We start from the raw sequence: 26,948 nt of genomic DNA on the forward strand, positions 1-26,948 counted from the left end.
TCGGTAGATCGGCAAAGAGTTCGTCGCCAGACATCGCTGCACCTCTCCGACAGTACAGCAGCAGGAATCACTCCGCGCGTGCAAATTCAATCCTAATCGTGCACAAAGATTCACACCCTCTGAGGAGGCCGCAACGCGGCCGTCTCGAAGGATGAAGGCCCGTCTGTGGCCTCATGGTTCGAGACGCGCGAAGGCGCGCTCCTCACCATGAGGGAATGGCCTTTCAAGCCTCGGCGATGAACTTGAACACATCACCATCGCGCTTGATATGGCCGGCGCTGAAATGCCCGCCGATCACCAGCGTCGGCGTGTCGGCAAAGCGCGAGAACAGTTCGCGGCGGGTTTTGGCCGATTGCCCGGGATCCGAATCGGCGGTCGAGGACCAGTCCAGATGCGCCATCTGGCAGGGATGGTGGGCAACGTCCCCCATGAGCAGGCCCTCTTGGCCGTCCGACTTGATATGGATACTCATATGGCCCGGGCTGTGGCCGGGCGTGGGGATCAGGGTGATTTCGTCCGCGAGCTGCGCGTCGCTGGCGACGAGATCGGCCTTGCCGGCGTCGGCGATCGGCTTCACGGAATCGCTGAACACAGCGAGCTTGTCCGACGCATCACTATGGTCGCGCCAGTGCTCGTATTCGGTTTTGCCGAACACATATCGCGCATTGGCGAAGGTCGGCACCCATTTGCCATCGACAAGTTTCGTGTTCCAGCCGACATGGTCGACATGCAGATGCGTGCACAGCACGGTATCGATGCGGTCAGGCGGAAAGCCTGCCGCCGTCAGCTTGTCGAGGAACGGATCCTGGCGGTTGTTCCAGGACGGCACGTTGCGGCCCTGCTTGTCGTTGCCTAAGCCCGTATCGACGATGATGCGGCGCGACGGTGTTTCCACCAGCAGCGAGTGGATCGACATTTTCAGGCGCCCTTCCTCGGTCGCGAAGGGCAGGATCAGCCAGGGCAGCTTCTGGATTTCCTCATTGGTCGCGAGCGGCAGGATGAAGCGGGTGCTGCCGACGGTCTCCATCTCGATGATCTCTGTGATTTTGACCCTGCCCACGGTCCAGTGCATCCCGGCACTTCCTTTTTGATGTCGTTGGCCGCGAGGATGCGAGTTTCTGCATGCAGACGCAATGGATCGTATGGCGCGATGGAACGTTATCGCCGCATCACACCGGGAGCGTGCGATGCCGGAACTCGGGATTTCGACGGAAAAAATCGGCTTTTTGATTGAGAAGGCCCGGCAATTCAACGTCAAGGAGGCTACGTCCGATCCTGATTCCGGATCGAACGCCGCCGACGACGACATGATCGATGTGCTGCAGGATAATGGGCAAGATCCGGTGTTCCGTGAGATCGCCGGCTTCATCAACGCGCTCTCCGAAGAGGAGAAGGTCGATCTTGTCGCCCTGATGCGGCTCGGCCGTGGCGACGCCTCCATTAATGAATGGGGGGATTTGCGTAGGGAAGCCGCCGGCCAGCGTGAGCGTCACACCGCGCGTTACCTCCTGGGCGAGCCGATGCTCGGCGATTTGCTGGCGCAAGGCCTCGACGAGTTCGGACTGACCTGGGATCGGGAGCGAACCGCGGCGGGTTCCTCCAGTGTCAGCCAGCGGGAAGAAGACGAGCGCAATCCACGATAACGGTGCCGAGCTTGTCACCCTTCTCCACCGCAAGGTGCGCCTGCGCCGTGTCCGAAAGCGCAAACTGCGCGGCGACGTTGTGGATACGCGGACCTGCCGCCAGCCATTTCGTGATGTCGGCCTGAGCGGCCGCCAATAGCGGCGGCGGCAGCGCAAACAGCACCAGCGCGCGCACCGCGATGCACTTCTCCATCAACTCGCGCATCGGCACCACAGGCGTGCGGTTGCCGTTGGTGGCGTAGACGGCAATGGTCGAATTCATGCCCATCAGCTTCAGCGTGGTATCGATATTGCCGCCGAAATCGACATCGACCACGCGGTCGACGCCGCGCTGGCCGGTGAAAGCCATGGCTTTGGCGACAACATCCTCGTTCCTGTAATTGATAACCAGGTCGGCGCCTGCGAGCCGTGCCTGATCGGCTTTCGCCGCCGAGCTGACGGTAGCGATGACTTGCGCGCCGCCCCATTTGGCGAGCTGCACGGCATAATGTCCGACGGCGCCTGCGCCGCCCGTGACCAGTACCGTCTTGCCGACGATCGGACCATCGCAGAAAAGGCAGGTCCATGCCGTCATGCCGGGAATGCCGAGGGTGGCGCCTTCGGCAAATGACAGATTATCCGGCAGCGGTGTCACCAGATGTTCGGCGAGCGCAATATATTCAGCCGCCGTGCCGAAGGCGCGGCCGTTGCGCTGGCCGTTGAACAACCAGACGCGCTGTCCAATCTGGAGCCGCGTGACGCCGTCGCCAACCTGGTCGACGATCCCTGCGCCGTCGCTGTTCGGAATGACGCGCGGATATTCCATCGGTCGATAGCCGCCGCCACGGCGGCCGACGTCGGCGGGATTGACGCCGGACGCTTCCAGCCGCACGCGCACTTCGCCGGGGCCGGCGATGGGCGTCGGCATCTCGCCATAGGCCAGCACCTCGGGTGCTGGCCCCGTTCGCTCGTACCAAACCGCTTTCACAGTGTGCCCGGGAAAGCGCCGCCGTCGAGCAGGATGTTCTGGCCGGTGATGAATCCGGCCTTGGCGCCGCACAGGAACGCGCAGGCATAGCCGAACTCGTCCGGGTCGCCGAAGCGTCCGGACGGATTTTGCTTGGCGCGCTCGGCAAACACCTGGTCCGGCGTGATGCCGCGCTTCTCGGCTTCCGCTTTGCTCACACCGCGCAGGCGATCGGTGTCGAACGGTCCCGGCAGCAGCGCATTTATAGTGACGTTGTTGATCACGGTCTTGCGCGACAGCCCGGCGACGAAGCCGGTCAGGCCGGCACGCGCGCCGTTGGAAAGGCCGAGGATATCGATCGGCGCCTTCACCGCGGCGGAGGTGATGTTGACGATGCGGCCGAATTTTCGCGCCATCATGCCGTCCACCGTCGCCTTGATCAGTTCGATCGGCGTCAGCATGTTGGCGTCGATCGCCTTGATCCAGTCATCGCGGGTCCAGTTGCGGAAATCGCCGGGCGGCGGACCGCCGGCATTGTTGACCAGAATATCCGGCTCGGGGCAGGCCTTCAGCACGGCCTCGCGGCCGGCAGGCGTGGTGATGTCGCCGACGATCTCGGTGACCGTTATGCCGGGATTGGTTTTGCGGATTTCGTCGGCGGTCTTTTTCAGCGCTTCCGCGCCGCGCGCGGTCAGCGTGACATGCACGCCTTCATTGGCCAGCGCCACGGCGCAGGCGCGCCCCAGGCCCTTGCTCGATGCGCAAACGATGGCGCGGCGGCCTTTGATCCCAAGATCCACTGTTTCTCTCCCGTTGTGTCAGGTGATGTTCTGAAAGTCGGACGTGGCCACTCTAGCCAAGTCGAGCGGCCCTGATAAGAGAGCGGCTAGCGCCGAAACGCATATCAGGGAGACCACGCCGACTGCGCGCCGATTATATGTGCCGGTCTTTCTTCAGGCGGCCGATCGCAGCCATGAGATCGGGCGGAAGGGACTTGACGCCCAATTGCCCGGCGGCCGATAGCACAGGCCGCAACCGCGAACCGGTCATGAATGCCGGCTGCAGGTTTGTCGGCACAAGCTGGTCGAAAATCAGGACAACCGTGATCGCGATCAGGCCGACGCGCACTGCGCCAAGGGCGGCGCCGCCAAGGTGGTCTCCGATGCCGGCTTGCGGTCCAATGATGTCGTCGAGAGCCAGGCAGGTCAGCTTTCCGAGCACCATACCGATGACCAGAAAAGCTCCGAAGAACAGCGGCGAATTCTGCGCAAACGGTAAGGCATGCTGGCCGTCGAGCTGCGGCGACACCAGTGGCACCAGCCCCATCGCAATCGGCATCGCGGCGATATAGGCCAGAATCGCAATTGCGCTGCGCAATAGCCCGGTCTTGAAACCGATCACCACGGCAATAATCAGTCCGAGATAGACGACGGCATCGAAACTGTTCATGGGGAAAACTCCACCCCGTTCCGATACCGATGCTTCGTCAATGAATCGGACCAGCGATCGCTAAAATCGTCTGTATCAACCAAAGCGTGTTCGCGAGGGCTTCGTCCCGTCTGAACCATGAGGTCAGCTCCGGGCTACTGCACTGCGTTCGACTCCGCGCACGTCCGGCTCTCTCCCCGTCATTGCGAGCGAAGCGAAGCAATCCATGGCGCGGCATAACGGATCGATGGATTGCTTCGTCGCTTGCGCTCCTCGCAATGACGAAGGAGACGACCTCGATCAACCCACCCGCATCTCCGCCTTGATCATGTCGGCGGCCTTTTCCCCGATCATGATCGTCGGCGCATTGGTGTTGCCACCGATCAGCGTCGGCATGATGGAGGCATCGACCACGCGCAATCCCTCGACGCCGTACACTTTGAGCTTCGGGTCAACCACGGCCATCGGATCGCTAACGCCCATCCTGGCGGTGCCGACCGGGTGATAGACGGTGTCGACACGGGCGCGCAACAGGCTGCGGATGTCGTCGTCGTTATGCACGCCTTCCGTGAACATCTCTTTCTTCTGCAACGCGCGCAGCGCCGGCGTATCCATCAGCCGCCGCGTGGTCTTGAAGCCAGCGACCATGGTTTCGAGATCGCCAGCCTCGCCGAAGAAGTTCGGATCGATTACCGGAGCCGCATGCGGATCGGCGCTGCCGAGCGTGACGCTGCCCCGGCTCTTCGGTCGCAGCAGGCAGACATGGCAGCTAAAGCCGGTGCCGCGATGGCGCTTGCGGCCGTGGTCGTCTGCCAGCGCCATGCCGAAATGGAGCTGGATATCGGGAATCTCGAGATCGGGCCGGGTTTTCAGGAAGCCGCCGCATTCGGCGAAATTCGACGTCATCGGCCCGGTGCGTTCGCGGCGGTACTGGCGGATCGCCCGCACCAGCCGCGGCAGGGCTTTGAGCGAAATGCCGTTGAAGTTGGGATTGTCGGACATGTAGCCGAACACGAAATCCGGGTGGTCCTGCAGATTTTGTCCGACGCCGGGCAGATGGTGCACGGTGGCGATGCCGTGCCTGCCAAGCTCGGCTCCGTCGCCGATGCCCGAGAGCATCAGAAGTTGCGGGGTCTGGAACGCGCCGGAAGACACGATCACCTCACGCCGGGCGCGAATCTGTTTGAGGTCCTTGCCCTGGCGGTATTCGACGCCGACCGCGCGCCTGCCTTCGAACATGATGCGGGTGGCGTGGGCATGCGTCTCGACGCGCAGATTGGTGCGATTTGCCATATGGGGATGGATATAGGCGCGCGCGGCGCTGCAGCGTTCACCGTTCTTCTGCGTCAACTGATAGATGCCGAGGCCCTCGTGCTCGTCGGCATTGAAATCTTCGCGCAGGCGAAACTGCGCTTCCTGCGCCGCCTGCAGGAAGATCTGCTGCACCGGATTGCCGGTGCGCGACTTGTTGACGGCCAGCGGCCCGCCCTTGCCGTGATACTCGCCGTCGAAATCGGCATTGTCTTCGGCCCGCTTGAAGTAGGGCAGCACGTCGGCGAACGACCAGCCGGCGTTGCCGAGCGAGGCCCATTGATCGTAGTCGGCACGGTGGCCGCGGATATAGACCATCGCATTGATCGCCGATGAGCCGCCGAGCCCCTTGCCGCGGGGCTGATAGCCGATGCGGCCGTTGAGGCCCTTTTGCGGCACGGTGTTGAAGGCCCAGTTGTTGACGTTGCCTGCGACCATCAGCACGAGTGCGAACGGCGTCGTGACCACCCAATTGTCGTTCCTGCCGCCGGCATCCAATAGCGCCACCGAAATGGCCGGATCCTCCGACAGCCGCCCCGCCACCGTGCAGCCGCCGGAGCCGCCGCCCACCACCACGACATCGAAGGTATCGGTCACGCTCATTCCCCCGGATTTTTTGTTCTGACGGCCTGCCTGGCCGCGCCTTGGCCGCAAAACTCCGCTTTTGCGGCGTTTATGGCAAGAGCGGTTCCAGGGGGCGGTTTTGGCGCTCCAAGCCCCCGTTTTTACTGTCATAAAATCTGCAAAAGCGGGTCCTTGCCCCTTTCCAAAGCAGGGCGACGTTGATACATACCCCTCGCACCCGATGGCTTTGCCCGGGTTGCCTTCTCAGGAAGCCTCCGGACGGGATCGATCGGCGCCGAACACGCGTTGGCCGGTTCACTTCCGGTCCGGTTTTCGAAGGCAGTGCAACGGTTTAACGCGGGGTGGAGCAGCCCGGTAGCTCGTCAGGCTCATAACCTGAAGGTCATAGGTTCAAATCCTATCCCCGCAACCAAACAAATTGCGAAACCCCAGCCCTCGCGGCTGGGGTTTCCGCGTGTGATAGCCAGCGGCATCGAGGACGGCATCCTGCGATGCGATTTCCGGCGATCGGGAAGCCACCGGAATTTATTCGTGGTGACGTTATATCGAGCAGGACACAGCCCCTTCACTACAGCACATCACAGCGTCAGTTTTCGCCGCGGTTCGGGCCCTCGGCGCAGCATTATCCTCTCAACCAGTGCGCAGGCTGCTTCCACGGCCTCATTACGATCCTCGGCGTTGTTGAGCGCTTCCGTCAGCCGCTCGACCTTTTCCGCAGCGAGCGGCTCCGTCGGCAACCGGTGTGTGCAAGGAGATTGCGTCGGACTCCGTTGACGCCGCCGAGCGGCGACACGACATATCCCGTACCGTCGATCCAGGCCACAGCTCAGGAGCAAGATATGAACGCGCCGCCCATCGATCCAGTCGCCGCGCACAGCGACGTTGTGCACTGGCTGACAAACGGCACCCGCGATGAGCGCTTCATTGATAATATTTTCGCTGAGCTGTGTGTCCGGCTCCAGCGAGCGGGCATTCCCGTCAAGCGGGCTTCACTTCATATCCTGATCCACCATCCGCAATGGCTTGGCGCCCGGATCGTGTGGGCCGACGGGATGCGCGAGGCGGAGATTTCGAGAGTAGACTACGATGTCAGGGAGCGATCCGAATACATCGATAGCCCCGCCAACGAAATCCATGACGGCGCCACCGAGGTGCGCGAGAATCTCGCACGCGATCCCTCGCTGGGCCGCAAGCACGCCGTCTATGACGAGATGCGGGCGAAAGGCCTGACCGACTATGTCGCGTGGCCGCTGTACCATACGCTCGGCAAGCAGCATATCGTGACCTTTGCAACCGACCAGCCCGGAGGTTTCGACGGCGCGCATATCGCCGGCCTGTTGAAGCTGTTGCCGGCTCTGGCGCTGGTCAGCGAAATCCGTGTCAAGAACCGGCTGGCGCGAACGCTGCTCGAAACCTACGTCGGGTCGCATGCCAGCGAGCTCATTCTGGCCGGCGCCACCAGGCGCGGAAGCGGGACGACGGTGCGCGCCGCCATCATGATCTGCGATCTGCGCGACTTCACCAGGATCTCAGACAACTGGCCGCGCGATGACGTCATTGATCTTCTGAACGGCTATTTCGACGCGATGTCGGAACCGATTGCGCGACATGGCGGGGAAATACTGAAATTCATCGGCGATGGTCTGCTCGCCATTTTTCCGCTCAGCCAGCCGTCGGCCTGCGCAAATCTGCTGCATGCCGTGGCCGAAGCCCGTCAGGCCATGGTTGCCCTGAACGAAAAGAACAGCGGAAATGGTCGTGCGCCGCTGAATTACGGCATCGGCGTCCACGTCGGAGATGTCATGTACGGCAATATCGGGTCGCGCAGCCGGCTCGACTTCACCGTTATCGGTCCTGCGGTCAACATGGCTTCGCGTCTGGAAGCCCTCACCAAACAATTGGGGAGAACGGTGCTGCTGTCCCGCGCTTTCGCCGACCTTGTCGCAAGCGATTTCGATCTCGAACGCGTCGGCGAATATCCTGTGCGCGGTTTCAACGACCCAATCGAACTGTTTGCGTATCACGGTTGAATGCCGATCTATCGCCAAGCGCTCTATCGCCAAGTGCTCTATCGCCGGGTGCCAAGCCGCCTTTAAGGGGCCCGAAATCTTCACCGATCACTTGACACTCGCCGTTGCTGTTCTCATTATGTTCTCTCTGCGAGAGAACCCTTTTCGAAACGTCATGGGCGAACGGTCGGATGGCAACGACGGCCACCATCCTGCATGCGGACCTTGATGCTTTCTATGCCTCGGTAGAGCAGCTGCTTGACCCTTCGTTGCGTGGCAGGCCCATTGCCGTCGGCGGTGGGGTTGTGCTTGCTGCTTCTTACGAAGCCAAGGCCTTTGGAGTTCGCGGCGGCATGGCGGGCCGGCAAGCGTGCGAACTCTGTCCGCAACTCATCTTTGTCGGCGGGCATTTTAGGGAATACCAACGGTTGGGCGACGCCGCCATCAAGGTGATCGGCGATTTCACGCCGCTCGTGGAACGGATTTCCATTGACGAGGCCTTTGCCGACCTTGCGGGCTGCACTCATCTCTTCGGTCCGCCTGGCGAAATTGCAAAGGCGATTCGCCAGCGCGTGCGAGCGGAGCTGGGCCTTCCGATCTCAGTCGGAGTGGCGCGCACCAAGCATCTGGCAAAAATTGCCTCGCAAGTGGCCAAGCCCGACGGGCTGCTGATCATCGATCCCGAGACAGAGCTGGAATTCCTTCACCGCTTGCCTGTCGAACTGATGTGGGGAGTGGGTCCGGTCACGAAGGCGCGGCTCGCCGAGATGGGCGTGCTGACTATCGGGCAGTTGGCAAAGACACCGGGATGGTCGCTTGAGCGGTTGCTTGGTCCCGCGGCAGGAGAGAAACTTGCAGCGCTGGCATGGAATCGCGATCGACGGGAAATCAAGGTTCGCCGCCGGGCTCGATCGGCAGGAGCGCAATCGGCAATTGGCAGGAAGCCTGCCGAAGAGCACATTTTTAGACCAACCCTGCTGCACCTCGCTGACCGAATCGGCAGCCGGCTCCGCGCCAAATCCAGGCCTGGCCGGACCGTGACGGTTCGCGTTCGCTTCGCCAATCTGAAATCGGTTACCCGCTCGATGACGCTCGACGCACCGATTTCCGCGACCGTGATCCTCGCCGAGATTGCCGAGGATCTAGTGCGCGCGGCCCTCGCAGAACACCCGGATGAGAAGACCATCTCGCTCCTGGCGATCTCTGTGTCGCATCTCGAAGAGCACTGGGATCTGGAGCTTGAACTTCCGCTTGGACTTCAAGATGAACGCCGCTGCCCCGGCACTAAAATTGGCATGGCACGATGGGCGGCCGACCGTGCCGTCGACAAGATCCGCGATCGCTTCGGATGGGATGCAATTGGATACGGCTCGGTGACGCTGGGCACCCCTCGCTCCGTTCCCGACGAGTTTCGCGAACTCGCCGAAAAGGACCTGTGACCCTCACCCCGCGTGCGTCCGAGATGGGCGCTTATAGTGCAACAGCGTCCGCCACCCCGAGAACACGGACAGGTTGGCGAAAGCGACGTCTCGTGGAGCGTGCTGGCCGTCGGCGCCCTCAACGCTCGTAGCTTGCAGGGTCCGGACTGTCCGATGGATGGGCAAGCGCCTTGCGCAAAACCGCCGACATCGGAGTCTTGAAATTCAGGCTGTTGGGCGGCACCGGCGATTCGAACCACTTTCTGTAGATCGCTTCAATCTCCGGGCTCGTGTATAGCTCCGCGGTCGCTCGATCGGCCACGGCCTTGAAGGGGGCATCGTCCTTGCGCAGCATGATCCCATAAGGTTCGGCCCTGGATAAGGTTTCCTCGCTGATCATGTAGACAGACGGGTCCTTTGATCTCGCGATCGCGACGGCGAGTTGCACGTCATCGAGGACATAGGCGGCCGCGCGGCCGGTCTCCAGCATGAGGAACGCCTCCGCCTGGTCCTTGGCGGCGAGCGCCGTGATGCCGAGATTTCGTGCGGTATTGACCTGGTTGAGCTGCACCATGTTGGTCGAGCCCGATATCGCGACAACAGCCTTGCCTTTCAACTGATCGATCGTTGTGATGTTGTCGGATTTCCTCGCGGCAAAGCGGGTCGCCGACAGGAAATGCGAATTTGTGAACGCCACCTGGCGTTGCCGCTCCGCATTGTTGGTGGTGGAAGAACAGACGAGATCGACCGTTCCGTTCATCATGAGTGGAATGCGATTGGACGATGTGACCGGAAGCGTCTCGACGGCAATGTTCGATACTTTGAGTTCGCGCTTGGCCGCGTCGACGATCTTCATGCAAATATCGAGGGCGTATCCAATCGCTTTTTGATCCCCGTCCAGATAGCTGAATGGCACCGAGGCTTCCTGAATGCCGAGGATGATCCTGTTCGTCTCCTTGATCTTCTGGAGCGTTCCCGTCAGTTCGCCTGCATTTGCAGGCACCGTCGTCAGGGCAGCGACGATCATCATTGCAAACAGGCGCATTGAGTTCACTCCATGGACATCGGCAGTTCTTGTGAGAGCCTGAGCAAATCGACCCGCAGCAACATGATCGCTCGATCTTAGCCGACATTATTCTCGTGAGGTATCAAAGGTTGCTTCTATCAAACAATTTTATCGGTGAGCCGCATATCCGGCCGCGATCAACGCAAGCATGAGGGAAGGGAAGTCTTGTAGTCCGCCCACACCGCCGGACATGACACTAATGCATCTCTCACGCTCGCCGGCGCGGCGTCGCTGACGGCGGATCATCTGCTCTTGATCTGATCACGTGGATGCACCGTTTTCAGGTTCGTTCGGGGGCCGACAGCTACGTGACCAGGAACTCCAATCGGTCGTGTCATGAATGCTGGGTTGCGTGAGGCCGATGCGGCCGGGCCGGTTCGCCATGCGAAGCAAGCCGGTGGGTAGGCGTTTTGAGAAATCCTAAAATTTTGTTCGAAACAACAGGGCGGGTTCGTGCGTTGCGTTTCGGCATGCCCTCACGGTGGCGTCTGGCTGTAGCTGCCTGCGACGTCCACATTGCAACCATCCGAATTGTTCCCCGGCCCCGCATTGTTGCGCTGTTATCGCATTCGAAATAGCATCGGTTGCGAACCAGGAGCGGGCAGGGCGCAAGAAATGATATACGAGGTCTTTCTTTGCAGCTTTCTACCGTCGATCATTCGGTAGCGAATACGGAACCTGCTAACTGGAAGCAACGTCTTCGCTGTCCTCGCTGTTCGTCGGCGCTGCGGAACGCGTGGTCACAGCCGTCCTGTTCGAACCGTGCCTGCGAATTTAGCAGGGCCGGGTTTCCCATGATCGGCGCGCAACCGGTGCTGATCGATTTTGCAGACAGTATTTTTGAACGCAGAATGTACGATGCCGAGAGCGGCTCGGTGCTGCAGCGGGACGTCAGCCGCCGTTCCATCGGGTCGCGGCTGCATCGCCTTACCTTCGGGGGTAACCCGGTGGCGGTCTCCAACACCACGAAATTCATCGATCTGCTGAAGCGGGAGTCGAAGCGGCCTGTCGTGCTCGTGGTCGGCGGCGGGACGATCGGTTCGGGCGCAGACGAACTTTACAGGGATGATACCATCGAACTCGTCGGCACCGACGTCTATGCCTCGCCGTACACCGTGCTGGTGGCCGACGCCCACAAACTGCCGTTCGAGGACGGCGTGTTCGATGGTGTTTGGGTGCAGGCGGTGCTGGAACATGTGCTGGAACCGGCAACCGTCGTTGCCGAGTTGCATCGGGTGCTCCGGCTGGAGGGCTTGGTCTATGCAGAGACGCCGTTCATGCAGCAGGTGCACGAGCGGGCCTACGATTTCTCGCGTTTCACGCAGAGCGGCCACCGCTGGCTGTTCAGGCGATTTTCCGAAATCAGCGCCGGGCCGGTCGGTGGCGCCGGCGTGGCGCTGACATGGTCGATCCGCTATTTCTCGCGTGCGCTTGGCGCGGGCAACAAGCTGTCACGCCTGATCGTGCTGCCATTCTTCTGGATCAGGTATCTCGACGCGTTCGGCCGTGGCCGGGCCGCGGCAGACGCGGCCAGCGGCTTCTTCTTTCTCGGTCGCAGGGCCGAACAGGCGATGGATCCGCACGCCATGCCGGAATACTACAATCGGCAAAAGTGAGACCTCGAAAACGCGCGCGGGCGCTATGAAAGACCCTTGATCTTCTTGCAAGGCGTCGACGAGGTCGACGACATCCGTGCGACGTCGGTTACGGAGCGGATGGAAAGCTTTTCCTTGCGGGTGATGAAGCGCAGCACGCCGTGCGGATGAGCGTCGCAGAACTGCGCAAGCGTGGCGGCCGTTGCCGAAACGCTGTCCTGCTTGGGGATCACGGCGATGCCGCCATCTCTCAGGATGTATGCATCCTTCACGTTGGACATGGCCGATGTCGCGATGCAGGTCTTGAACAGGTCGTTGTAGGCCTGCGGCGTCAGGGACAGCTCCCCGCCAGGAGTTCCCAGGAGATACTCGCGGCTCTTGCGACAGTTCTCGCTATCCGCACGTGCTGCGCCAGTCGCGAGCGCAAGCAGCATCGCGGTCGCGACCACCAGCTTCATGCCACTGTTCCGAAGGCGTGACCCGCGGATGCCCGCCTGCCGGCATAGGCCAGGCCATAGGTCGTCGCCGCGCATCGCTCCCACGAAAGGGCGCGCGCATGGGCGGATGCGCCCGCCGCGAGAATGGCGCGCAGGCCCCGATCCGCGGCGAGCTCGGCGATCGCCTGCGATATGCTCTCCGCTGACGGCGGCACGAGAATTCCGGTTTCGTCGGCGAGCACGGCGTCAGGCACCCCGCCGACGTCGGTCGCAACACTCGGCAGGCCGGCGGCTCCGGCCTCGAGATAGACCAAGCCAAATCCCTCCACCCGGCCGGTCGTGTCGGGCAGTCCCGTCAAGCAAAAGAAATCCGAAGCCGCGTAGAGATCGTGAATCTCCTCGTTCGTCTGCGGGCCGAGGAAACGAATGTCGCAGGCCGCCTGGCCGGCAGCCCGTTTGAGATCGCCGACATAATCGGCTTCGCCGTCCGGGCCGATCACGAGCCACGTGATGCGATCGCGCAGGTCGTCGGGAAGTCGCGACAGTGCATCGAGCGTCAGATGATGGCCCTTGCGGCGCGTGATCCGCGCGACCGTGATCATCACCAGCCGGTCTTCCGGCAGACGATGGGCCAGGCGAACCTCACGGCGTTTCCTTTGCGCGCCGAACCAGAATTCCGATACGCCCAGATTGATCGCGCTGATCCTGCGCGGGTCGACGGCAAACCGCTCGCGGAACAGAGACTCGGTAAATCGGCTGTTGGCGACAACCTCCGTTCGCGGCCCGAACACTCCGGCGCTGCGTATCGCCATGCGTTTCAGCGGCGTCTGCGTTTCGTTGATCTCGGTGCCATGCACCGTCATCAATACCCGCGCGGGTGTCCGCCATCTCGAAAGCGCGAGCGGAATGAAGAACGGCCAATCGGCGGCATGGACCACATCGTATCGATCGCCGCGGACGCCGCGGCGCGCCAGCATAATCTTGCGCGGCATGTCGCGCATGGAATGCAGACCGCCGCGAAATCGAACGACCTCGAAGGGCAGCGACCGATCGTCATCGTCGGTCTGCCGCGCGTAATCGGGCGCCACCACCGTGACCTTGGCGCCGAGGCGGCTGGCGGCCGCAGCGATTTCTCGGGCGTAAGTCCCAATTCCTCCCATCGCGGGAGCGAACTCGCTGGTCAATAGCAGGATGTTCAAGCCGGCGCCCTCAATAGGTCGGCGCCGCGGCGGCAAGTCCGCGCGCATCCTGAATTTCCTGATGATAGCGGAACACCCGCGCGAGCTGGGTGCTCGGGGTGAACGACCTGATACAGTCGGCGACCTGTACCGGATTCATCGCGCCCGCCTCGATGGCAGTCCGGACGTCGACGAACCGCTGGACGAGCGCATCCGCCATGTCATCGGGACTGCCGTCCCGCGCCACGAGATAACCGCTGACGCCAGGGCGGATCACGGGCTCGAGTTGCGGCAGGTGCATGGCAACGACGGGGCGGCCGACCGCCAGGGTCTCGAGCACGCAACGCGGCATGCCCTCGAACTCGGAGGTCAGGATGCCGGCATGCGCGCTTGCCAGCGTCTCCGCCATGCCAGCGGCATCCTTGAAGCCGTGGCGCACGGTGATGTCCTCGATGGCAGCGAATTCTTCGAACCGGTGCGGATCGCTGGTGCCGATATAGTGAAACCGTACATCGCCGTTCAATCGCCGCCGCAGGCGATCGATCGTGCGAAACATCAGCGGCGGGTCCTTGAACTCATCGAGCCTGCCGGCGAACACGATCTGGAACGGCGAAGAGTTCAACGGCCAGAGTTGCGGCTTGAAGATATCCGTATTGACCCATGTCCAGAGCGTGTCGATCTTGTCCTTGCGGCGCGGATAGGTCTGCTGCAACCGCTCGGTGATGAACGGATTGACGCAAAGGAATTTTTCGCTCATGGCGACGGCAAACCGCTCGCCGGTGTTGTGGACGAAGGCGTATTTGCGGAGCAGCGAGTCCATCTGCAATTTCGGTGCGCCCTCGCCGTGAAGCATCTGCACGAATGGAAGCCGCAGAATTGCCGGCAGCCACGAAAATTCAACCCGCCGCAGATCGACCGAGCATCGCCTGGCGCGGATCAGCCTTGCGATCGGGCCGAAGTGGCGGAGCAGCGCCATGAAGAACTGTCCGGTTAGCGACGTGCGGATCGTGCGGGCCGCCTCGCGCGCCTGCTGGTCCGAATAGTGCAAGATCGGCAGGAAGTCGAAACCGCGGCCGCGGAATGTCAGCCTGTGAAGCTTTCCCAACTCCAGATCGCCCGTCGAGTCGACGCCGATAAAGAGAATATCGGTGTCGGTCGGATGAAACGTGATGAAGTCGCGGATGTATGTCTCGAGCCCGCCGACCTTCTCGCCGCGCGGGTCGAACGGATGGATCAGGCAGATCTGGTAGCGCGGCTTGATACGGTTGGCGTTTCGCGCGCGCAGCGCCAGGGTCAATGTTGAAGTCATGCCGCTTTCCTCATGCGTGCCTGGACAATTTGCGGAATGGTTCGCGCAACAAGACGCGGCACCACGCTCATGCATCTGACATAGCGGGGACCGAGCCGGCGCGGCTCGCGCAGCATGCGCCATGCCCACTCCAGCCCGGTTCTGCGCGCGATAGACGGTGCGCGGCTCTGTGTGCCGGCGATGAAATCGAGTGCCGCCCCGATGCATAGCACGCCGGTTCCATTCAACTCGTCGAGACATCGCGCCGCGAATAGTTCCTGCCGTGGCGCGCCCAGTGCGACGAAGCAGAGTCTGGCGCCCGATGCACGAATACGCTCGATCGCAGCGTCGGCTTCGCTGGAATAAGGATCAAACCCCGGTCCCGGCGCAAGGCAACCCGCGATCTGCAATCCCTTCAATCGTTCCGACAGACGCCGCGCCGTCATTGTCAGCGTGAGATCGTTCGCGCCCAACAGAAAGACCGAGAGCCCTTTCTTTCGCGCTTCCGCGCAGACCGGTTCGACGAGATCGGCGCCGGTCGTCCGCTCGATTCGTGTGCCCATGAGACGGCTCAGCACGACGATCGGGAACCCGTCGGCTGTGACAAATCGAGCACGGCGATAGGCGGCGCGAAAGTTGGCATGTTGCTGCAACTGGACAACGTGATCGAGATTGAGCGTGCAGACGCTGAAGTTGTCGCCATGTTGCGCGGCCGACACGATCGACGAGACCGCTTCGGGAAGCGAGGGAACATTTATCGTTATCCCGTCAACAGTGAGACTAGGCTGCAACGGTGCTGGCGGTTCCGACAATGTCGATCTCCTGCTGATGATGTGATCGAGAACGCATTCACGGGGGTCATCGACATGCCCGCGCTTTTTGCGACTGGAACTGTGTGCCGAAATCTTCTTGACCGGCATCGTCACGAAAACGAACTAATGCGACGCAACGATGGCGATGTCGCGCTGCGAACAACAAGACGTTGCGACGAATCCTTCACATCATGGAGATCAGCTATGCAGGAGTGGTCGAGGCGAAATGCGCTCGCTCTCATCGCAGGCGCAAGTGTTGCGTCGTACGAGAACAGAGTATTCGCCGCGCAGCCCGCACAGAGTCTCGGCGCCATCGCGGCGCGCAACGGAATCGTGTTCGGTGCGGCGGCGGGTCCGGTGATCGACAAGGATCATGCCTATCGCGAGCTCTATCAGACACAGACGCGTATCGTTACGACTGATATTGCGATGAAGATGGGAACCATCGCGCCGCAACCGGGGCCGAAGCGATTCGAGAGCGCGGACCGTCTGCTGCAATTCTGTGCAAGCCACAACATTCCGATGCGGGGCCATTGCCTGATCTGGAACGAATGGGTTCCGCAATGGATCAAGAATATGAGCAGCGCCGAACGCGTGAGGTTCTTCGATGCCTATATCGAGGAAGTGGCTGCCCGTTATGTCGGCAAGCTGCACTCATGGGATGTCGTCAATGAACCGTTCTGGCCCGGGCACAAGGCGCCCGGCGGTTACAGGCTCGGTCCGTGGTACGACACGTTCGGAACGGGATACGTACGCCGCGCCTTCGAGCGCGTGGCGACGGTCGACCGGAAGACCAAATTGGTTCTCAACGAAGCGCAGAGCGAGCGCGACGATGACGTCGGCCTCGCGGTTCGTCGCGGCTTGCTGCAATTGGTCGACGAATTGAAGCATGCCGGCGTGCCGTTGCATGCGGTCGGACTGCAAAGTCACCTGCAGCCGCGGTATCCGCACGACCCCGGACGCTTTGTCGAATTCCTTCACGCGCTCGCCGAACGCGGCGTCGATATCTATCTGACCGAATTCGACGTGCGCGACGACACGTTTCCGGATGACATCGCGACCCGCGATGCCATGATCGCCGAGACGGCCGAGAAGTTCCTGAACAACGCGCTGCGTGTTCCGGCGGTCAAGATGGTGATAGCCTGGGAACTGGCCGATAACTACTCGTTCTATACCGATGCGGCGAAGAAGAAGGATCCTCTCGCGCAACGGCTGCCTCGGCCGCTACCGTTCGATTCGTCGATGCAAAAGAAGCCGCTCTGGTTCGCGATGGCGCGCGCGTTCGAGAATGCCAGGAAGTCGTAGGCGCCGATCGTGCCTGATACGCTCATGCCCCCGAATGCTGCGGGCGTGGGCGGAGCATTCGCACCAGCGTCGGTGCGTAGAGCAGGGCAAGCGCCGCGAAGTAGACGGCGGCGCCCGCCGCGACATGTGCGGCCAACACGGCAATGGTGCGAGCTTCCGGAAAGATCCGCAGCAACGCCGCCATCGCAATCGTGGCCAATGCGATGCGCACGAGATGGCCGACCGGGAGGCGCAGGCCAAACTTGGTGAACCCGATCGAGAAACTGACGATGGCGGCGGCCAGCGCCGCGAGCACGGTTGCGCCGGCGACGCCGGTGAGGCCCCATCGCGGCAGGAACAGAGCGCTCAACACCACGGTCGTCAACGCGTCAATCGCTGCGATGGCCATCATCCAGCGCGTCCGGTTCTGCAGGAGAAATACCTGATCGCCGAAATGGGCGCGCAGGTTGCGGATCGCGCCGGCAAGCGTAGAGAGGGGCAGGATGGCGAGCGTCACCTCCTGGAACGGCACTGCGATCAATAAATGCACGATCTCCATTCTCAGCATGAATATGCCGGCGAGGCTCGGCGCCAGGATCGCGACAAGCAGCGCGCTGTTGGCGGCAAGCTGGCGCATGCCGGCCTGGCTGCCTTCCTGTTCCATGCTCTTTACCGCAAGCGGGAACGCGGCGGCCGTCACCAGCATGGCGGCTACCGCCGCGGCGCGTTGGCCGAGGCCGTAACCCACCGCAAACAGTCCGGCTGCGGCCACGCCCGACATTTGGTTGACGATGAAGCGCGACGCGTTGAGGCCGACCCAGCCGAGCGCGCCGCCGACAATCAGCGGAACGCCGTAGCGCAGCGCGTGCACGACGATTTCCCGGTCGACCGGCCAAAGGCTGTATCCACCGCGGATACGCGGCAGAATGATCAGCACGGCGATCAACTGCGCCGTCGCATAGCCGGCAAGTGGCCATTCTGCCGATTTGCCGAATAGTCCGATCAACGCCAGGCCGGCGACAAATCCGACTGATGGCCCGAATACCTGCTGGATCGTGTAGACCCGGATCTGCTGCTGCGCGCGGGCGCGATCGCCGATGTAGAGGTTGAGAGAGCGGGTAATCACATAGGCGACGGTGGCAACGAGAAGGCCCGTTCTGGCGCCGGGCGCGATGACCAGAAGCAGAATTCCGATGACGGCCGCGCTTTGCAACGCAACGGATGTCAGCAGGACCACGTTTTCGGTGCGATAGAAGCGAGGCGCGTCGTTGGCGTCTTGATACCGTCCGAGGAAGCGCAGCGCATATTGCGACCACCAGGCGAGAAAACCGATCTGCAGCAATTCGTGCGTGGCGGTGATCAGCGTGATGACGCCGAGCGTGTGCTCGTCGACGACATGCGTCCATACGATCATCGCCAGAAGCTGGAACAGCGGTCCGACGAATTGCGCGGGCAGATAGAGCAGGGTGTGTTTCAGGAGCATCGCTCAGGCCCCCAACCAGCGGCAGAGCCGGGGGGAGGCGAGCTGCCGGACGGCGAGCAGCGCGGCCGTAGAGAGGAGGACAGTCAAGCCGCAGCTAACGGCAAAGCTGGCGACGCCGCCGAGCTGGCGCAGCGGCGTGTGATCGCGCAGCGCCATGACGATGAAGATGTGCCAGAGATAGATGAAGTAGCTGCCCGAGCCGATCCATCCAAGCAGCGGCGATCCCGGTTGGATTGCGAACAGCGAAGCGCAGAACAGGGCTGCATAGAGGAAGAACGCGGTCGAATCGTAGGTGGCGGCGTCGCCAAGGTTGAGAATGCGCACGACGGCATAGGGCATGTAGGCCCCAAGCATGGCGCCAAGCAGCGAGCGGCGCATGCGCTGGTCGGTCAGGTCAGCGAATAGCGCGGTCAGCGCGCCGAGCGCGACAAACGAGAACCAGAATGGAATGTCGCGCATACGGACTTCGTCGAGCAACGCGTCCGAGGCGCCGAGCCTGGAGATGGCCGGGTCGAGATAACTGCCGGCAAGCAAACCGCAGCCGATCGAAAGTATCAGCAGAGCCGCGATCCGTTTTCTTGAATCCGTCCGTCCGGTCTCGCCGACCGCAAGAACGAGCCATAGGCCGAACGTGCAACAAATATAGACGAAGACATAATAGTAGACGAACACGTATCCCAGCCCGAACCGGGCGAGCGTCGTGGTGATGCGGTGGTCCATCGCCGGATTGTGTAGCGCCATGTAGGCATAGGCGGCGGCGAACGCGATCGCGTAGGGGATCAAGGCCGCCTTTAACCGTTTCGCAAGCGGCACGCGGCCGGAAAGCGCCGTCAGATATCCCGATACGAACAGGAAGACCGGCACGCAGGGCCGCAGCGCCGCGTCAAGTGATGTTGCCCAGATAGCGTCGAGCGGCTGCGGCAGCGAATGGATTCCGATTACCATCAGGATGGCGATGCCGCGCATGGCGTCGACGATGCCGTCGCGGCTTCTGGCCTTCGCATGCGCGACGCTCAGCGATCGCGGGTTTGCCGCTATGCGCTCCACGACCGTCATCACGTGCCCTCCTGCCGCGAGATCGCGGGAGATGCTCCGGGCCTGATCGCGCGGCGGTCGTAAGCCTCGGTCAGATATCGCCGCAGCGGCGTTTCGAACGTGCGCAGTGAGACGACGCTTGCGAATGCAAGAACGACGATCGCCGCCGGCGCAAGGATCAGCCGCTCATGCGCCGACAGGGAAAGCAGCCGCGATCCGAAGGTGATGACGAGGGTCGCAACCGGAATATGCAGCATGTAGCAGGAATAGGTCAGCGGCGACCAGCGATCGAAGCGGAGCCGCGACAGCAGCGTCTCGCGTCCCGCACAGTCCGCCTGAACGGCGAGCACCGCGATGGCGTAGATCGCCACCAGGGCGGTCATCGCCGGCAGCATGGAGCCGAGCGCGATAAACGCCGCCAGCGATGCGGCCAGCGCACCGGGAATTGCGGGCCAATGCGCGATCCGGTCGCGAAACAGGTAGCAGGCCACGCCGAGGTTGAAGGCCGGCAGCGCCCTGAAGGCACCGCCTTGGTTGATCCAGTCGGCCCAGGGCGTCGTTCCTGCTGCCGTTGCCCAAAGGGAGTTGGCGAGCGCGGTAACAACCACCAGCGCGATGACCGCCTCCTTACGTCGTTGCGCGATCAGCGCGACGAGCGGGAAAAGCAGATAGCAGAACATCTCCGCCGACAGCGACCAGCTCGGGAAGTTGAACGTCAGGCGCTCGCCGATGAAGGCGTGAAGCAGCAGGAACTGCGCGGGCAGGTCGGAAAGCGGGTAACGGGCCGGGTTGTCCGTTCGGGCGGCGCCGAAATGAAGCGCGCCGGCAAGCGCCACATAGAAGGCAAGCGTGGCGAGATGCAGCGGATAAATGCGCGCAAGGCGACGCCAGAGAAATCGGCCGATCGATGCGGTATCGTTGACGCGGCCGAAATACTGACGGGCGATGACGAAGCCGGAGACGACAAAGAACAGATCGACGAACAGATTGAAATGCCAGGTGTGCGCGACCAAGAAGCGGCCGACAGGCACGTCCCTGAAGTAATCGGAATAGTGCAGGACCACCACCGCGCCGGCCGCAATGATCCGCAACCCATCCTGATGCCTTGTGGCGTTGGTGTCATGCAAGGCGGCGGTACTCCGGACTCGAATTTCCTGGAAGGGCTGATGTCAGGCGGCAAGACGGGCGATCAGGCTGATGACCGCTTCGCGGTCGCTGCTTGCCAGATCGTTCCAGCGTTCCAGATTCTGCTCCGCCTGCATCACGTATCGGGAGCGCCAGTCCTCGTTCGATAGCGCCGCCGCGATCCGCGCGGCCGCAGACGCGGGATTGGCGGTATCGATGTGGATGCCGGATTCGCCGAGCACCTCGCGGAAAATGGCGGCATCGGGCGCGACAATCGGAAGGCCGGCATACTGCGCTTCCAGAAGGGGCAACCCCAGGCCTTCGTCATGAGAGGTGCAGATGAACATATCGGCGGCGTCAAGCAGCCGACGGACCTCGTCTGCCGGCTGATATCCGTGCAAGGTGACTCCGGGGCAGGTCTCGAGGGCTTGCCAGTCGTTACCCCATCCCGGCCTTCCGACGATATCCAGCGTCGCTTCCGGAAATCCCTGCATGCGCAGCGCGTCGAGGATTTTCGCCGCCGCGCGGAAATTCTTGCGCGGCTCTACGGTGCCCAGCGCGATCAGCCGAAGGGGGCGGGGCTGTGCGCTCCGTTCAGTGCGCGCGTCAGGGTCCAGGCCAAATACGTTGCGGACGGAGGGCCGATAGAGCGTCACTTCCGCGTCGGGGCGGCAATGCGCGGCAAGTTTCCGCTTCGTATCGCCGGAATTGGCCAGAAAGCGCGGATAGTGACGCAGCGCGAACTTGAACGGCCCCGCCATATAGAGCCGGGCCCGCATGTTGAGCTCGGCGCGCCGCGTGATCAGAAAATCATCGTGGATATAGGGGATCACCCGCGAAGCGAACGGCCGCAGCAGCGGACTCGGCGGAAAGCCGGGACACAGCAGGATAGAGGACGAAGCGGCGAGCCGCATCGGCAAACCCAGGGTCTGCGTCGTCAGCATCTGGCGAAGCCCCTGCGCCTTCACCGGCACGACATCGAGCGGCGCAAGCGCCGCCGCGGAGAACAGCTCAAGCGTGATGCGTTCGAGGCCGGTGACGTGACGTCCGAGATGGGTGTTGTCGACATAGATGGTCATGCGAAAGAGAATCCCAAAGTTATGCCGGAACTGACCGGTAGCTGACAGGGTTGCGGACGTGCTGGGGCGCGGCAACGCGCCGCTGCTCGCGCGGCAGCAAGACCGAAATGAGGATTACGAACTGCGCGAGCTGAATGTTCTTCGACGAGAAGCTCACCGAACTGGCGGCGATGACGACGATCAGCAGCACAATTGCCCATACTGCGCCGCTCGAACGGCGCAGCAATTCGACGAAGAAGCAGACCAGCCCGATCGTCAGAACAATGGTGTGGACGAGGCCGAACTGAACGATGGAGGCGATCCAGAAATTCTCGATGCCGTAGTTGAGGCCGAGCTGCGCCTGCAACGCATTCACCCGAACCGGGTTGGGGCCGAGGATCAGCTCATGCCAATCGAAATGCGAGAGCAGGTTGAAGGTGGCGAAGCGCGCCAGCGCGCTGCCTTTGTCCGAGGAGAAGCGCAGCAGCATCTTGTCGAAAATGCCGAGGTCGAGCGCGGCGAATATGATGGCGCCTGCAGCAAACAGCACGCAGATTGCGAGAATTGCCGCGGGAAGCGGCATTCGCCTGCCCCGCATCAGGCGGAACGCCTCAAAGCCTCCGACCAGCCCGATCATCGCCAGCACCGTGACCAGCGAGGTTCGGCCGCCAAAGGCCATCAGCGATCCCAGGCAGAAAGCGATCAGCGGCAGCCGCACCAGCAGCGGCGGACAGATCGCCGGACGAAGCACCAGCGCCAGCACGTAGGCGCCAACGACGCCGGATGCCGTGAGCGGGTGGCCCAGCAGCGCCGCAGAGCGCCATTCTCCCGCCACCAGGACGTCACCGAGTGTCAACGGGATCAGCCGGTGGCCGGAGAAATATTCATAATATCCGAGCACGACGTTCAGGAGGATCGTCAGGTGAATGGCCCAGACCAGCGCGCGCTTTTGCGCGCCCGGCAACTGCCACATCACCATCGCGATCAGGATCGGCAGCAGAAACGTGTCGATGATCACCGTGAACGGGCGTTCGAGCACAAACACCTGGATCAGCAGAAACAGCCAGCAGAGCAGATACGCCAGCAGCAGCTTCGATTCGGAGAACATCCGGTTGATCTCGCCGATCGGACCGCGGCTGCGTATCAGCAGGAAGGAGAATGCGAGCAGCGTGAAATAGGTCGCCGGGTGCAGCTTTTCGTAGAAGTTTCCGCCCGCCGTCAAATAGTGGATTTTGAAGTTGGTCAGGACGGAGGACGAGATCGTGAACGTTGCCATCACAGCCAGCAGCATCAGGCAGGCCGCGATCTGCTCGATGAACGCGTCGGCATTGGTGATGCGCCCGCGCGCATGGGAAGCCGGCCGCGGCGCCGCCAATGCAAGGGGGCGACGATGCGCCTGGGCAACGCCGGTCGATCCGTTCAACGGTCCGCGCGCTCTCACCGCGCTGCTCCGGCATGGAGGCTCGCGGCGCCGTACGGCTTGAGGTAGGCCGAGCTGCGGTAATAGTCATAGAACTGCAGGCGGCTGAGATCGACGCGAGTCAACACCGATCCCATGACCCGGTCGCGGACCGGGGCCAGCAGGTCCATGGCATGGGACAGCACCTCGCCCGGAGTCTGGTCCCACGCCAGCGCCAGAATGATGCGATCGGCCAGTTCGGCGAGGGCGCGGCCATCGACCAGGGGCACCAGCGGCGGCGAGTCGATCACGATCAACTCGTAGCGGTGACGGAAGTGATCGAGAACGTCGACGATCCGATCGGAGAACATCAGCTCCGTGATGAATTCGACCTCCTTGATGGGGGTAGACGGCAGAATCGATAGTCCGGTGCTGCGATCCACCAGAATGGCGTGCTCCGGCGCGGTCTGGCCGATCGCCACTTCCAACAGTCCGGCATCGGCGCGCGGACAGAGTGCGCGGGTCACTTGCGGGTTGCGGAGGTCGCCATCGATGAGGAGCGTTCGGATGCCGAGCATGGCCAGCGACTGCGCGAGGTTGATGGCAAGCGTGGTTTTGCCCTCGCTGTCGAGCGCGGAGGTGACCTGTACGACCTTCACCGGCTGCGATCGCATCGTGCGTTGCAGCGCGAGGCGAACGGCACGGATCGCTTCCGCAAAAAACGTGCCGGGCTCGTCGATCGCGTAGCGCGTCAAGGGCGGCTGCAGCGCCGGCGGCAACAGTTTCGTGGTCTTCGGGTCATAGCGGTCGAGTTCGCGGCGACCGCGCCGGGCAAGGCCGGCCAGCTCCCGCGCGCCGATCAACGGAACCGCGGCAAGCGCGGGCACGCCCGAAATGGCTTCGGCCTGTTCGAGTGTCTTCACGCGGCCGTCGAGATAGTCGGCGAGAAACGCCAGCACGCTTCCTGCGCCGAGGCCGAGCATCACGGCAAGGCCGAGGATCAGCATCGTCTTGGGCGATGACGGCCTGATCGGAATGCTGGCCTTGGTCACGATCCGGGAGTCCGGCATCTCCAGGCTCTCTTGCGCCGTCGTCTCCTTGGAGCGCGCCAGATAGGATTCATATTGCGTGCGGTTGGCCTCGGCCTCGCGCTGCAGTTCGCGTAGGCGCACCTGCGCCTGGCTTGAGGAAGTGGATACGCCTTGAAGCTGGTCGAGACTTTGCTGCAGCGACGCTTCGCGTGAACGCGAGACGTCGTAGTCGTGCTTCGTGCTCTCCAGTATTCGCCGGATTTCTTCGTTGATCAGCTTCTGGGTGTCGCGCCGTTGGGCCCGGACGTTGGCGACGAGAGGATGACGCGCGCCATATTTGCTCGACAGGTCAGCTTCGTTCTTGGCGATGTCGGCGAACTGGGTACGCAGCTTCGTGATCATTTCGGAGGAAATGGCCGCATTGATGCCGCCGGGATCGCCGCCCGATTTGGCAATGTCCTGGACCTGCTCGTATTTGGCCCGTGCCTCCGCCGTTTGCACGCGCGCGGCGATCAGCTTGTTGTTGAGGTCGGTGATCTGCTGGTCGTTGAGCGTGACGCCTTGCGAGACCATCAAATTGTTGGCGGAACGATAGTCCTCGACCGCCTTTTCGGAGGCGACGACCCGCGATTTCAAGTCGTCGATCTGGCCGTTGAGCCAATTCGCGGCAATGCGCGTAGCCTCGTATTTGGCGCGAACCTGCTCGTCGAAATACGCGTCGGCTATCGCGTTGGCGATGGTGGCGGCTTTCTGCGGCGATTCCGAATTGACGGCGATGTCGACGAGGAAGGTCGTGCCCTGTCGTGTGACCTTCATCCGTCTCTGAAGGATTTCCACCGATCGCGACTTGGCGGCGTCCTCGGGACTGGCGCCGTCGCTCGGCCCATTGCTGCGGAACAGCCCCTTGATCGGATCGAGGAGGCCGGGTTTTGGTCTGAACTCCGCATCGTCCGTCAGCTTCAGCTTGCCGACGACGCGCACCAGTATCGCAACCGACTGGATCAGCAGCGTCTGGCTTTCGATGGTCGCATCGTCCGTGCCGAAGTTCGACAGCACGGATTGGTTGGTCTCGACGACATTGGCGCGGCGCGGATCGACCAGCACGGTCGACGTCGCCGTATATAGCGTGGTGGTGAACAACAAATAGATCACCGCCAGGCCAAGCAGCGCGACAGCCGGCAGCAGCGCCATCTTGTAGCGGCGGCGCAGGATGCGGCCCATCTCGCGCAAATCGACGGTCGGATACTGCCAGCCTTCGGCTGGACGGCTTTGAGGCTCGTCGGGGATCACATAGGGCAGGTCAGAATTGCGCTGTAACATTCATGCCTACCAGGTGTTTGTCGAAGCTGAAGACGGGGACGTCACTGTCGCGCTTGGTGTAGCGGTAGTAGGCGGACACGGCCGCGAAGCGATTGACGAGATATTTGACGCGGGTGTCCGATGTGAGCACGTTGTCCTTGCGGAGCTGACCGAAGAACTTGTCGTTCTCGTAACCGCCTGCGAGCGACACGATGATGTTGCGTCGCAGTTCGTAATCGAGGCCGAGTTGGACTGCATTGGCGAGCACGCCGGTGGCGCTGGTGTCGGTGGTCTGCGTCACGAGCTGCTCGGCATTGAAATGCACGTCGAGCAGACGGGTGGGCCGCCACGTCAGCCGCGCGCGGTAGGAAGGACCCTCGATGTTGCCGATCGACGGATCGTCGAAGCGCTGCTGGACATAGCCGGCGCCGAACTCGCCGGTCACCAGATTGCTCAAGCCGACGGTGACGCCGGTCAGCGCGCGATAGCCTTGCGAGTCCAGCGTGTGGCCCGGCGTCCCCCGGATGTCACGCTGATTGCCTTCCACGCCGCCGAACCAGCCGAGCGTGGAAGAAATCGCATAGTCGATCCGGCTGTGCAGCGCGTAGATCTGTCCGTCGCGGGCGTCCTGGTTGATGATGGTGCCGTCCTGCGCGCGCGTCGATCCGTAGTCGTAGGAATCGGTACGGAAGCCGACCGAGGTCGTCAGCCGGTTGAATTCCTTGCGCAGCGTGACGTCGCCGGACATCAGATTGTATGGTGTCGGCGATATGGCGTTAGCGGGGGAAGTGAGCGTGCCGACGCCTTCGTTCAGATGTGCGATCTGAAAGCTGCCCAGCAGCATCGTGTCTTTCGTAATGTCCAGCCAGCCATTGCCCTTCAGGCTGGCATTGGTCTGGTTCAGGCTCGAAAACTGGCTATAGGTCGTCGACTGCGCATCCAGCTTCAGATCGACGCCATGCCGCCCCCATAGCGAATGCGCGCGCAGCGTCGGCTCGATCACCGCCGCGATATCGGAACGGGGCGCGGTGTTCGACGCAAAGACGTTGCTGTCGTAAAAGGTACCGGCGGTCAGCGACGGGTTGAACATCCAGGAGCCGGAGCGAATACCGATGGGTTCATAGCCAGGGTGTTGTCGCTTCTTCACCGGCATGTCCTCGGGCGGTATCTCTTCGCGGGTTTCTGGGTCGGTCCTGTCTGGCAGCGATGACGGCTCAAAGATCTTCTGTGCGTTCCAGGGTGAGGCGAATTCTCCGCTGGTCCACGGGATCGCCTGCGCATGCGCCGACGATCCGAGACCCAGCAGGATTGCAGCGGCCGGCGCCGGCAAGAGGTTGAAGTGGCGCCGGCCGGATACGCGTATGGAACGCGATCGTTCTCCGCTTCTTTCGGACGCATTCGTCCATGCAAGTGCAAACTCGAATCCCATCACCCATCCCTTGCGGGAGCGCGAAGGCGGCGAACACTTAACGGGCGAAGCCCATCGCTCAGAAAATGATCGTCGACTGCGCATAAGAA

General features: G+C 62.3%; 22 protein-coding genes and 1 tRNA gene. 6 read left to right on the forward strand and 17 right to left on the reverse strand.

The window, feature by feature from the left end; all coding sequences use genetic code 11:
- Nucleotides 1-223: 223 nt before the first annotated feature.
- Complete coding sequence (locus GWE18_RS37865) at nt 224-1,072, reverse strand: MBL fold metallo-hydrolase (RefSeq protein ID WP_275190675.1); 849 nt, start codon at nt 1,070-1,072, stop codon at nt 224-226.
- Between the two features lie 115 nt (nt 1,073-1,187).
- On the opposite strand from GWE18_RS37865, the gene GWE18_RS37870 reads away from it, so the two are divergent.
- Nucleotides 1,188-1,643, forward strand: coding sequence for a DUF3775 domain-containing protein (locus tag GWE18_RS37870; RefSeq protein ID WP_275190676.1), 456 nt, complete (start codon nt 1,188-1,190; stop codon nt 1,641-1,643).
- Here the strand turns inward: GWE18_RS37870 and GWE18_RS37875 are convergent.
- From GWE18_RS37875 to GWE18_RS37890, 4 genes are all read right to left on the reverse strand, one after another.
- On the reverse strand, nt 1,606-2,610 hold the full coding sequence (locus GWE18_RS37875; protein WP_275190677.1) for an NADPH:quinone reductase: 1,005 nt from the start codon (nt 2,608-2,610) through the stop codon (nt 1,606-1,608). The genes GWE18_RS37870 and GWE18_RS37875 overlap by 38 nt on opposite strands.
- Nucleotides 2,607-3,389 carry an SDR family oxidoreductase gene (locus GWE18_RS37880; protein WP_275190678.1) on the reverse strand — a complete coding sequence of 261 codons (783 nt, stop codon included), beginning with the start codon at nt 3,387-3,389 and terminating at the stop codon, nt 2,607-2,609. The genes GWE18_RS37875 and GWE18_RS37880 overlap by 4 nt, the downstream gene beginning before the upstream one ends.
- A 133-nt stretch (nt 3,390-3,522) precedes the next feature.
- Nucleotides 3,523-4,038 (reverse strand): CvpA family protein, encoded by a 516-nt coding sequence (locus GWE18_RS37885; RefSeq protein WP_275190679.1) that lies wholly within the window; start codon nt 4,036-4,038, stop codon nt 3,523-3,525.
- Nucleotides 4,039-4,317: 279 nt separating this feature from the next.
- Complete coding sequence (locus tag GWE18_RS37890; protein WP_275190680.1) at nt 4,318-5,925, reverse strand: GMC family oxidoreductase N-terminal domain-containing protein; 1,608 nt, start codon at nt 5,923-5,925, stop codon at nt 4,318-4,320.
- A 323-nt stretch (nt 5,926-6,248) separates the two neighbouring features.
- Here GWE18_RS37890 and GWE18_RS37895 point away from each other — a divergent pair.
- The 3 genes from GWE18_RS37895 to dinB all read left to right on the forward strand — a co-directional run bounded on the left by GWE18_RS37895 (nt 6,249) and on the right by dinB (nt 9,361).
- A tRNA-Met gene (locus GWE18_RS37895) sits at nt 6,249-6,325 on the forward strand.
- 427 nt (nt 6,326-6,752) lie between these two features.
- Nucleotides 6,753-7,943: an adenylate/guanylate cyclase domain-containing protein gene (locus tag GWE18_RS37900; protein WP_275190681.1), complete on the forward strand. Its 1,191-nt coding sequence runs from the start codon at nt 6,753-6,755 to the stop codon at nt 7,941-7,943.
- 170 nt (nt 7,944-8,113) lie between these two features.
- Complete coding sequence (dinB, locus tag GWE18_RS37905) at nt 8,114-9,361, forward strand: DNA polymerase IV (RefSeq protein ID WP_275190682.1); 1,248 nt, start codon at nt 8,114-8,116, stop codon at nt 9,359-9,361.
- A gap of 118 nt (nt 9,362-9,479) precedes the next feature.
- Here dinB and GWE18_RS37910 read toward each other — a convergent pair whose 3' ends face one another.
- The gene (locus tag GWE18_RS37910; protein ID WP_275190683.1) at nt 9,480-10,385 is read right to left on the reverse strand and encodes an amino acid ABC transporter substrate-binding protein; all 906 of its coding nucleotides are present in this window, start codon (nt 10,383-10,385) and stop codon (nt 9,480-9,482) included.
- An 815-nt stretch (nt 10,386-11,200) separates the two neighbouring features.
- Between GWE18_RS37910 and GWE18_RS37915 the strand changes: the two genes are divergently transcribed.
- Nucleotides 11,201-12,022 carry a class I SAM-dependent methyltransferase gene (locus tag GWE18_RS37915; protein WP_275190684.1) on the forward strand — a complete coding sequence of 274 codons (822 nt, stop codon included), beginning with the start codon at nt 11,201-11,203 and terminating at the stop codon, nt 12,020-12,022.
- A 23-nt stretch (nt 12,023-12,045) separates the two neighbouring features.
- Here GWE18_RS37915 and GWE18_RS37920 read toward each other — a convergent pair whose 3' ends face one another.
- The 4 genes from GWE18_RS37920 to GWE18_RS37935 are packed head-to-tail and all read right to left on the reverse strand — an operon-like array spanning nt 12,046 to nt 15,716.
- Nucleotides 12,046-12,459, reverse strand: a complete 414-nt coding sequence (locus GWE18_RS37920) for a hypothetical protein (RefSeq protein ID WP_275190685.1) — start codon at nt 12,457-12,459, stop codon at nt 12,046-12,048.
- Nucleotides 12,456-13,685 carry a glycosyltransferase family 4 protein gene (locus tag GWE18_RS37925; protein ID WP_275190686.1) on the reverse strand — a complete coding sequence of 410 codons (1,230 nt, stop codon included), beginning with the start codon at nt 13,683-13,685 and terminating at the stop codon, nt 12,456-12,458. The genes GWE18_RS37920 and GWE18_RS37925 overlap by 4 nt, the downstream gene beginning before the upstream one ends.
- Complete coding sequence (locus GWE18_RS37930; protein ID WP_275190687.1) at nt 13,648-14,925, reverse strand: glycosyltransferase; 1,278 nt, start codon at nt 14,923-14,925, stop codon at nt 13,648-13,650. The genes GWE18_RS37925 and GWE18_RS37930 overlap by 38 nt, the downstream gene beginning before the upstream one ends.
- Nucleotides 14,922-15,716 carry a WecB/TagA/CpsF family glycosyltransferase gene (locus tag GWE18_RS37935; protein ID WP_275190688.1) on the reverse strand — a complete coding sequence of 265 codons (795 nt, stop codon included), beginning with the start codon at nt 15,714-15,716 and terminating at the stop codon, nt 14,922-14,924. The genes GWE18_RS37930 and GWE18_RS37935 overlap by 4 nt, the downstream gene beginning before the upstream one ends.
- 204 nt (nt 15,717-15,920) lie before the next feature.
- Here GWE18_RS37935 and GWE18_RS37940 point away from each other — a divergent pair, with 204 nt between their 5' ends.
- Nucleotides 15,921-17,021 carry an endo-1,4-beta-xylanase gene (locus GWE18_RS37940; RefSeq protein ID WP_275190689.1) on the forward strand — a complete coding sequence of 367 codons (1,101 nt, stop codon included), beginning with the start codon at nt 15,921-15,923 and terminating at the stop codon, nt 17,019-17,021.
- Between the two features lie 22 nt (nt 17,022-17,043).
- Here GWE18_RS37940 and GWE18_RS37945 read toward each other — a convergent pair whose 3' ends face one another.
- From GWE18_RS37945 to GWE18_RS37975, 7 genes are read right to left on the reverse strand one after another with little or no spacing between them, the layout of a single operon-like run.
- Nucleotides 17,044-18,483 carry a lipopolysaccharide biosynthesis protein gene (locus GWE18_RS37945; RefSeq protein WP_275190690.1) on the reverse strand — a complete coding sequence of 480 codons (1,440 nt, stop codon included), beginning with the start codon at nt 18,481-18,483 and terminating at the stop codon, nt 17,044-17,046.
- A gap of 3 nt (nt 18,484-18,486) precedes the next feature.
- Nucleotides 18,487-19,539 (reverse strand): acyltransferase, encoded by a 1,053-nt coding sequence (locus GWE18_RS37950; protein WP_275190691.1) that lies wholly within the window; start codon nt 19,537-19,539, stop codon nt 18,487-18,489.
- Nucleotides 19,539-20,645: an acyltransferase gene (locus GWE18_RS37955; protein WP_275190692.1), complete on the reverse strand. Its 1,107-nt coding sequence runs from the start codon at nt 20,643-20,645 to the stop codon at nt 19,539-19,541. Before GWE18_RS37955 ends, GWE18_RS37950 begins: the two co-directional genes overlap by 1 nt.
- A gap of 42 nt (nt 20,646-20,687) precedes the next feature.
- Complete coding sequence (locus tag GWE18_RS37960) at nt 20,688-21,722, reverse strand: glycosyltransferase family 4 protein (RefSeq protein ID WP_275190693.1); 1,035 nt, start codon at nt 21,720-21,722, stop codon at nt 20,688-20,690.
- 19 nt (nt 21,723-21,741) lie between these two features.
- A complete protein-coding gene (locus GWE18_RS37965; protein WP_275190694.1) occupies nt 21,742-23,142 on the reverse strand; it encodes a VpsF family polysaccharide biosynthesis protein in 1,401 nt (466 codons plus the stop codon).
- Nucleotides 23,139-25,451, reverse strand: coding sequence for an AAA family ATPase (locus GWE18_RS37970; RefSeq protein ID WP_275190695.1), 2,313 nt, complete (start codon nt 25,449-25,451; stop codon nt 23,139-23,141). The genes GWE18_RS37965 and GWE18_RS37970 overlap by 4 nt, the downstream gene beginning before the upstream one ends.
- Complete coding sequence (locus GWE18_RS37975) at nt 25,432-26,859, reverse strand: outer membrane beta-barrel protein (protein WP_275190696.1); 1,428 nt, start codon at nt 26,857-26,859, stop codon at nt 25,432-25,434. The genes GWE18_RS37970 and GWE18_RS37975 overlap by 20 nt, the downstream gene beginning before the upstream one ends.
- Nucleotides 26,860-26,948 lie beyond the last annotated feature (89 nt).

This window comes from Bradyrhizobium sp. CSA112 (genome assembly GCF_029051645.1).
Taxonomy (GTDB): domain Bacteria; phylum Pseudomonadota; class Alphaproteobacteria; order Rhizobiales; family Xanthobacteraceae; genus Bradyrhizobium.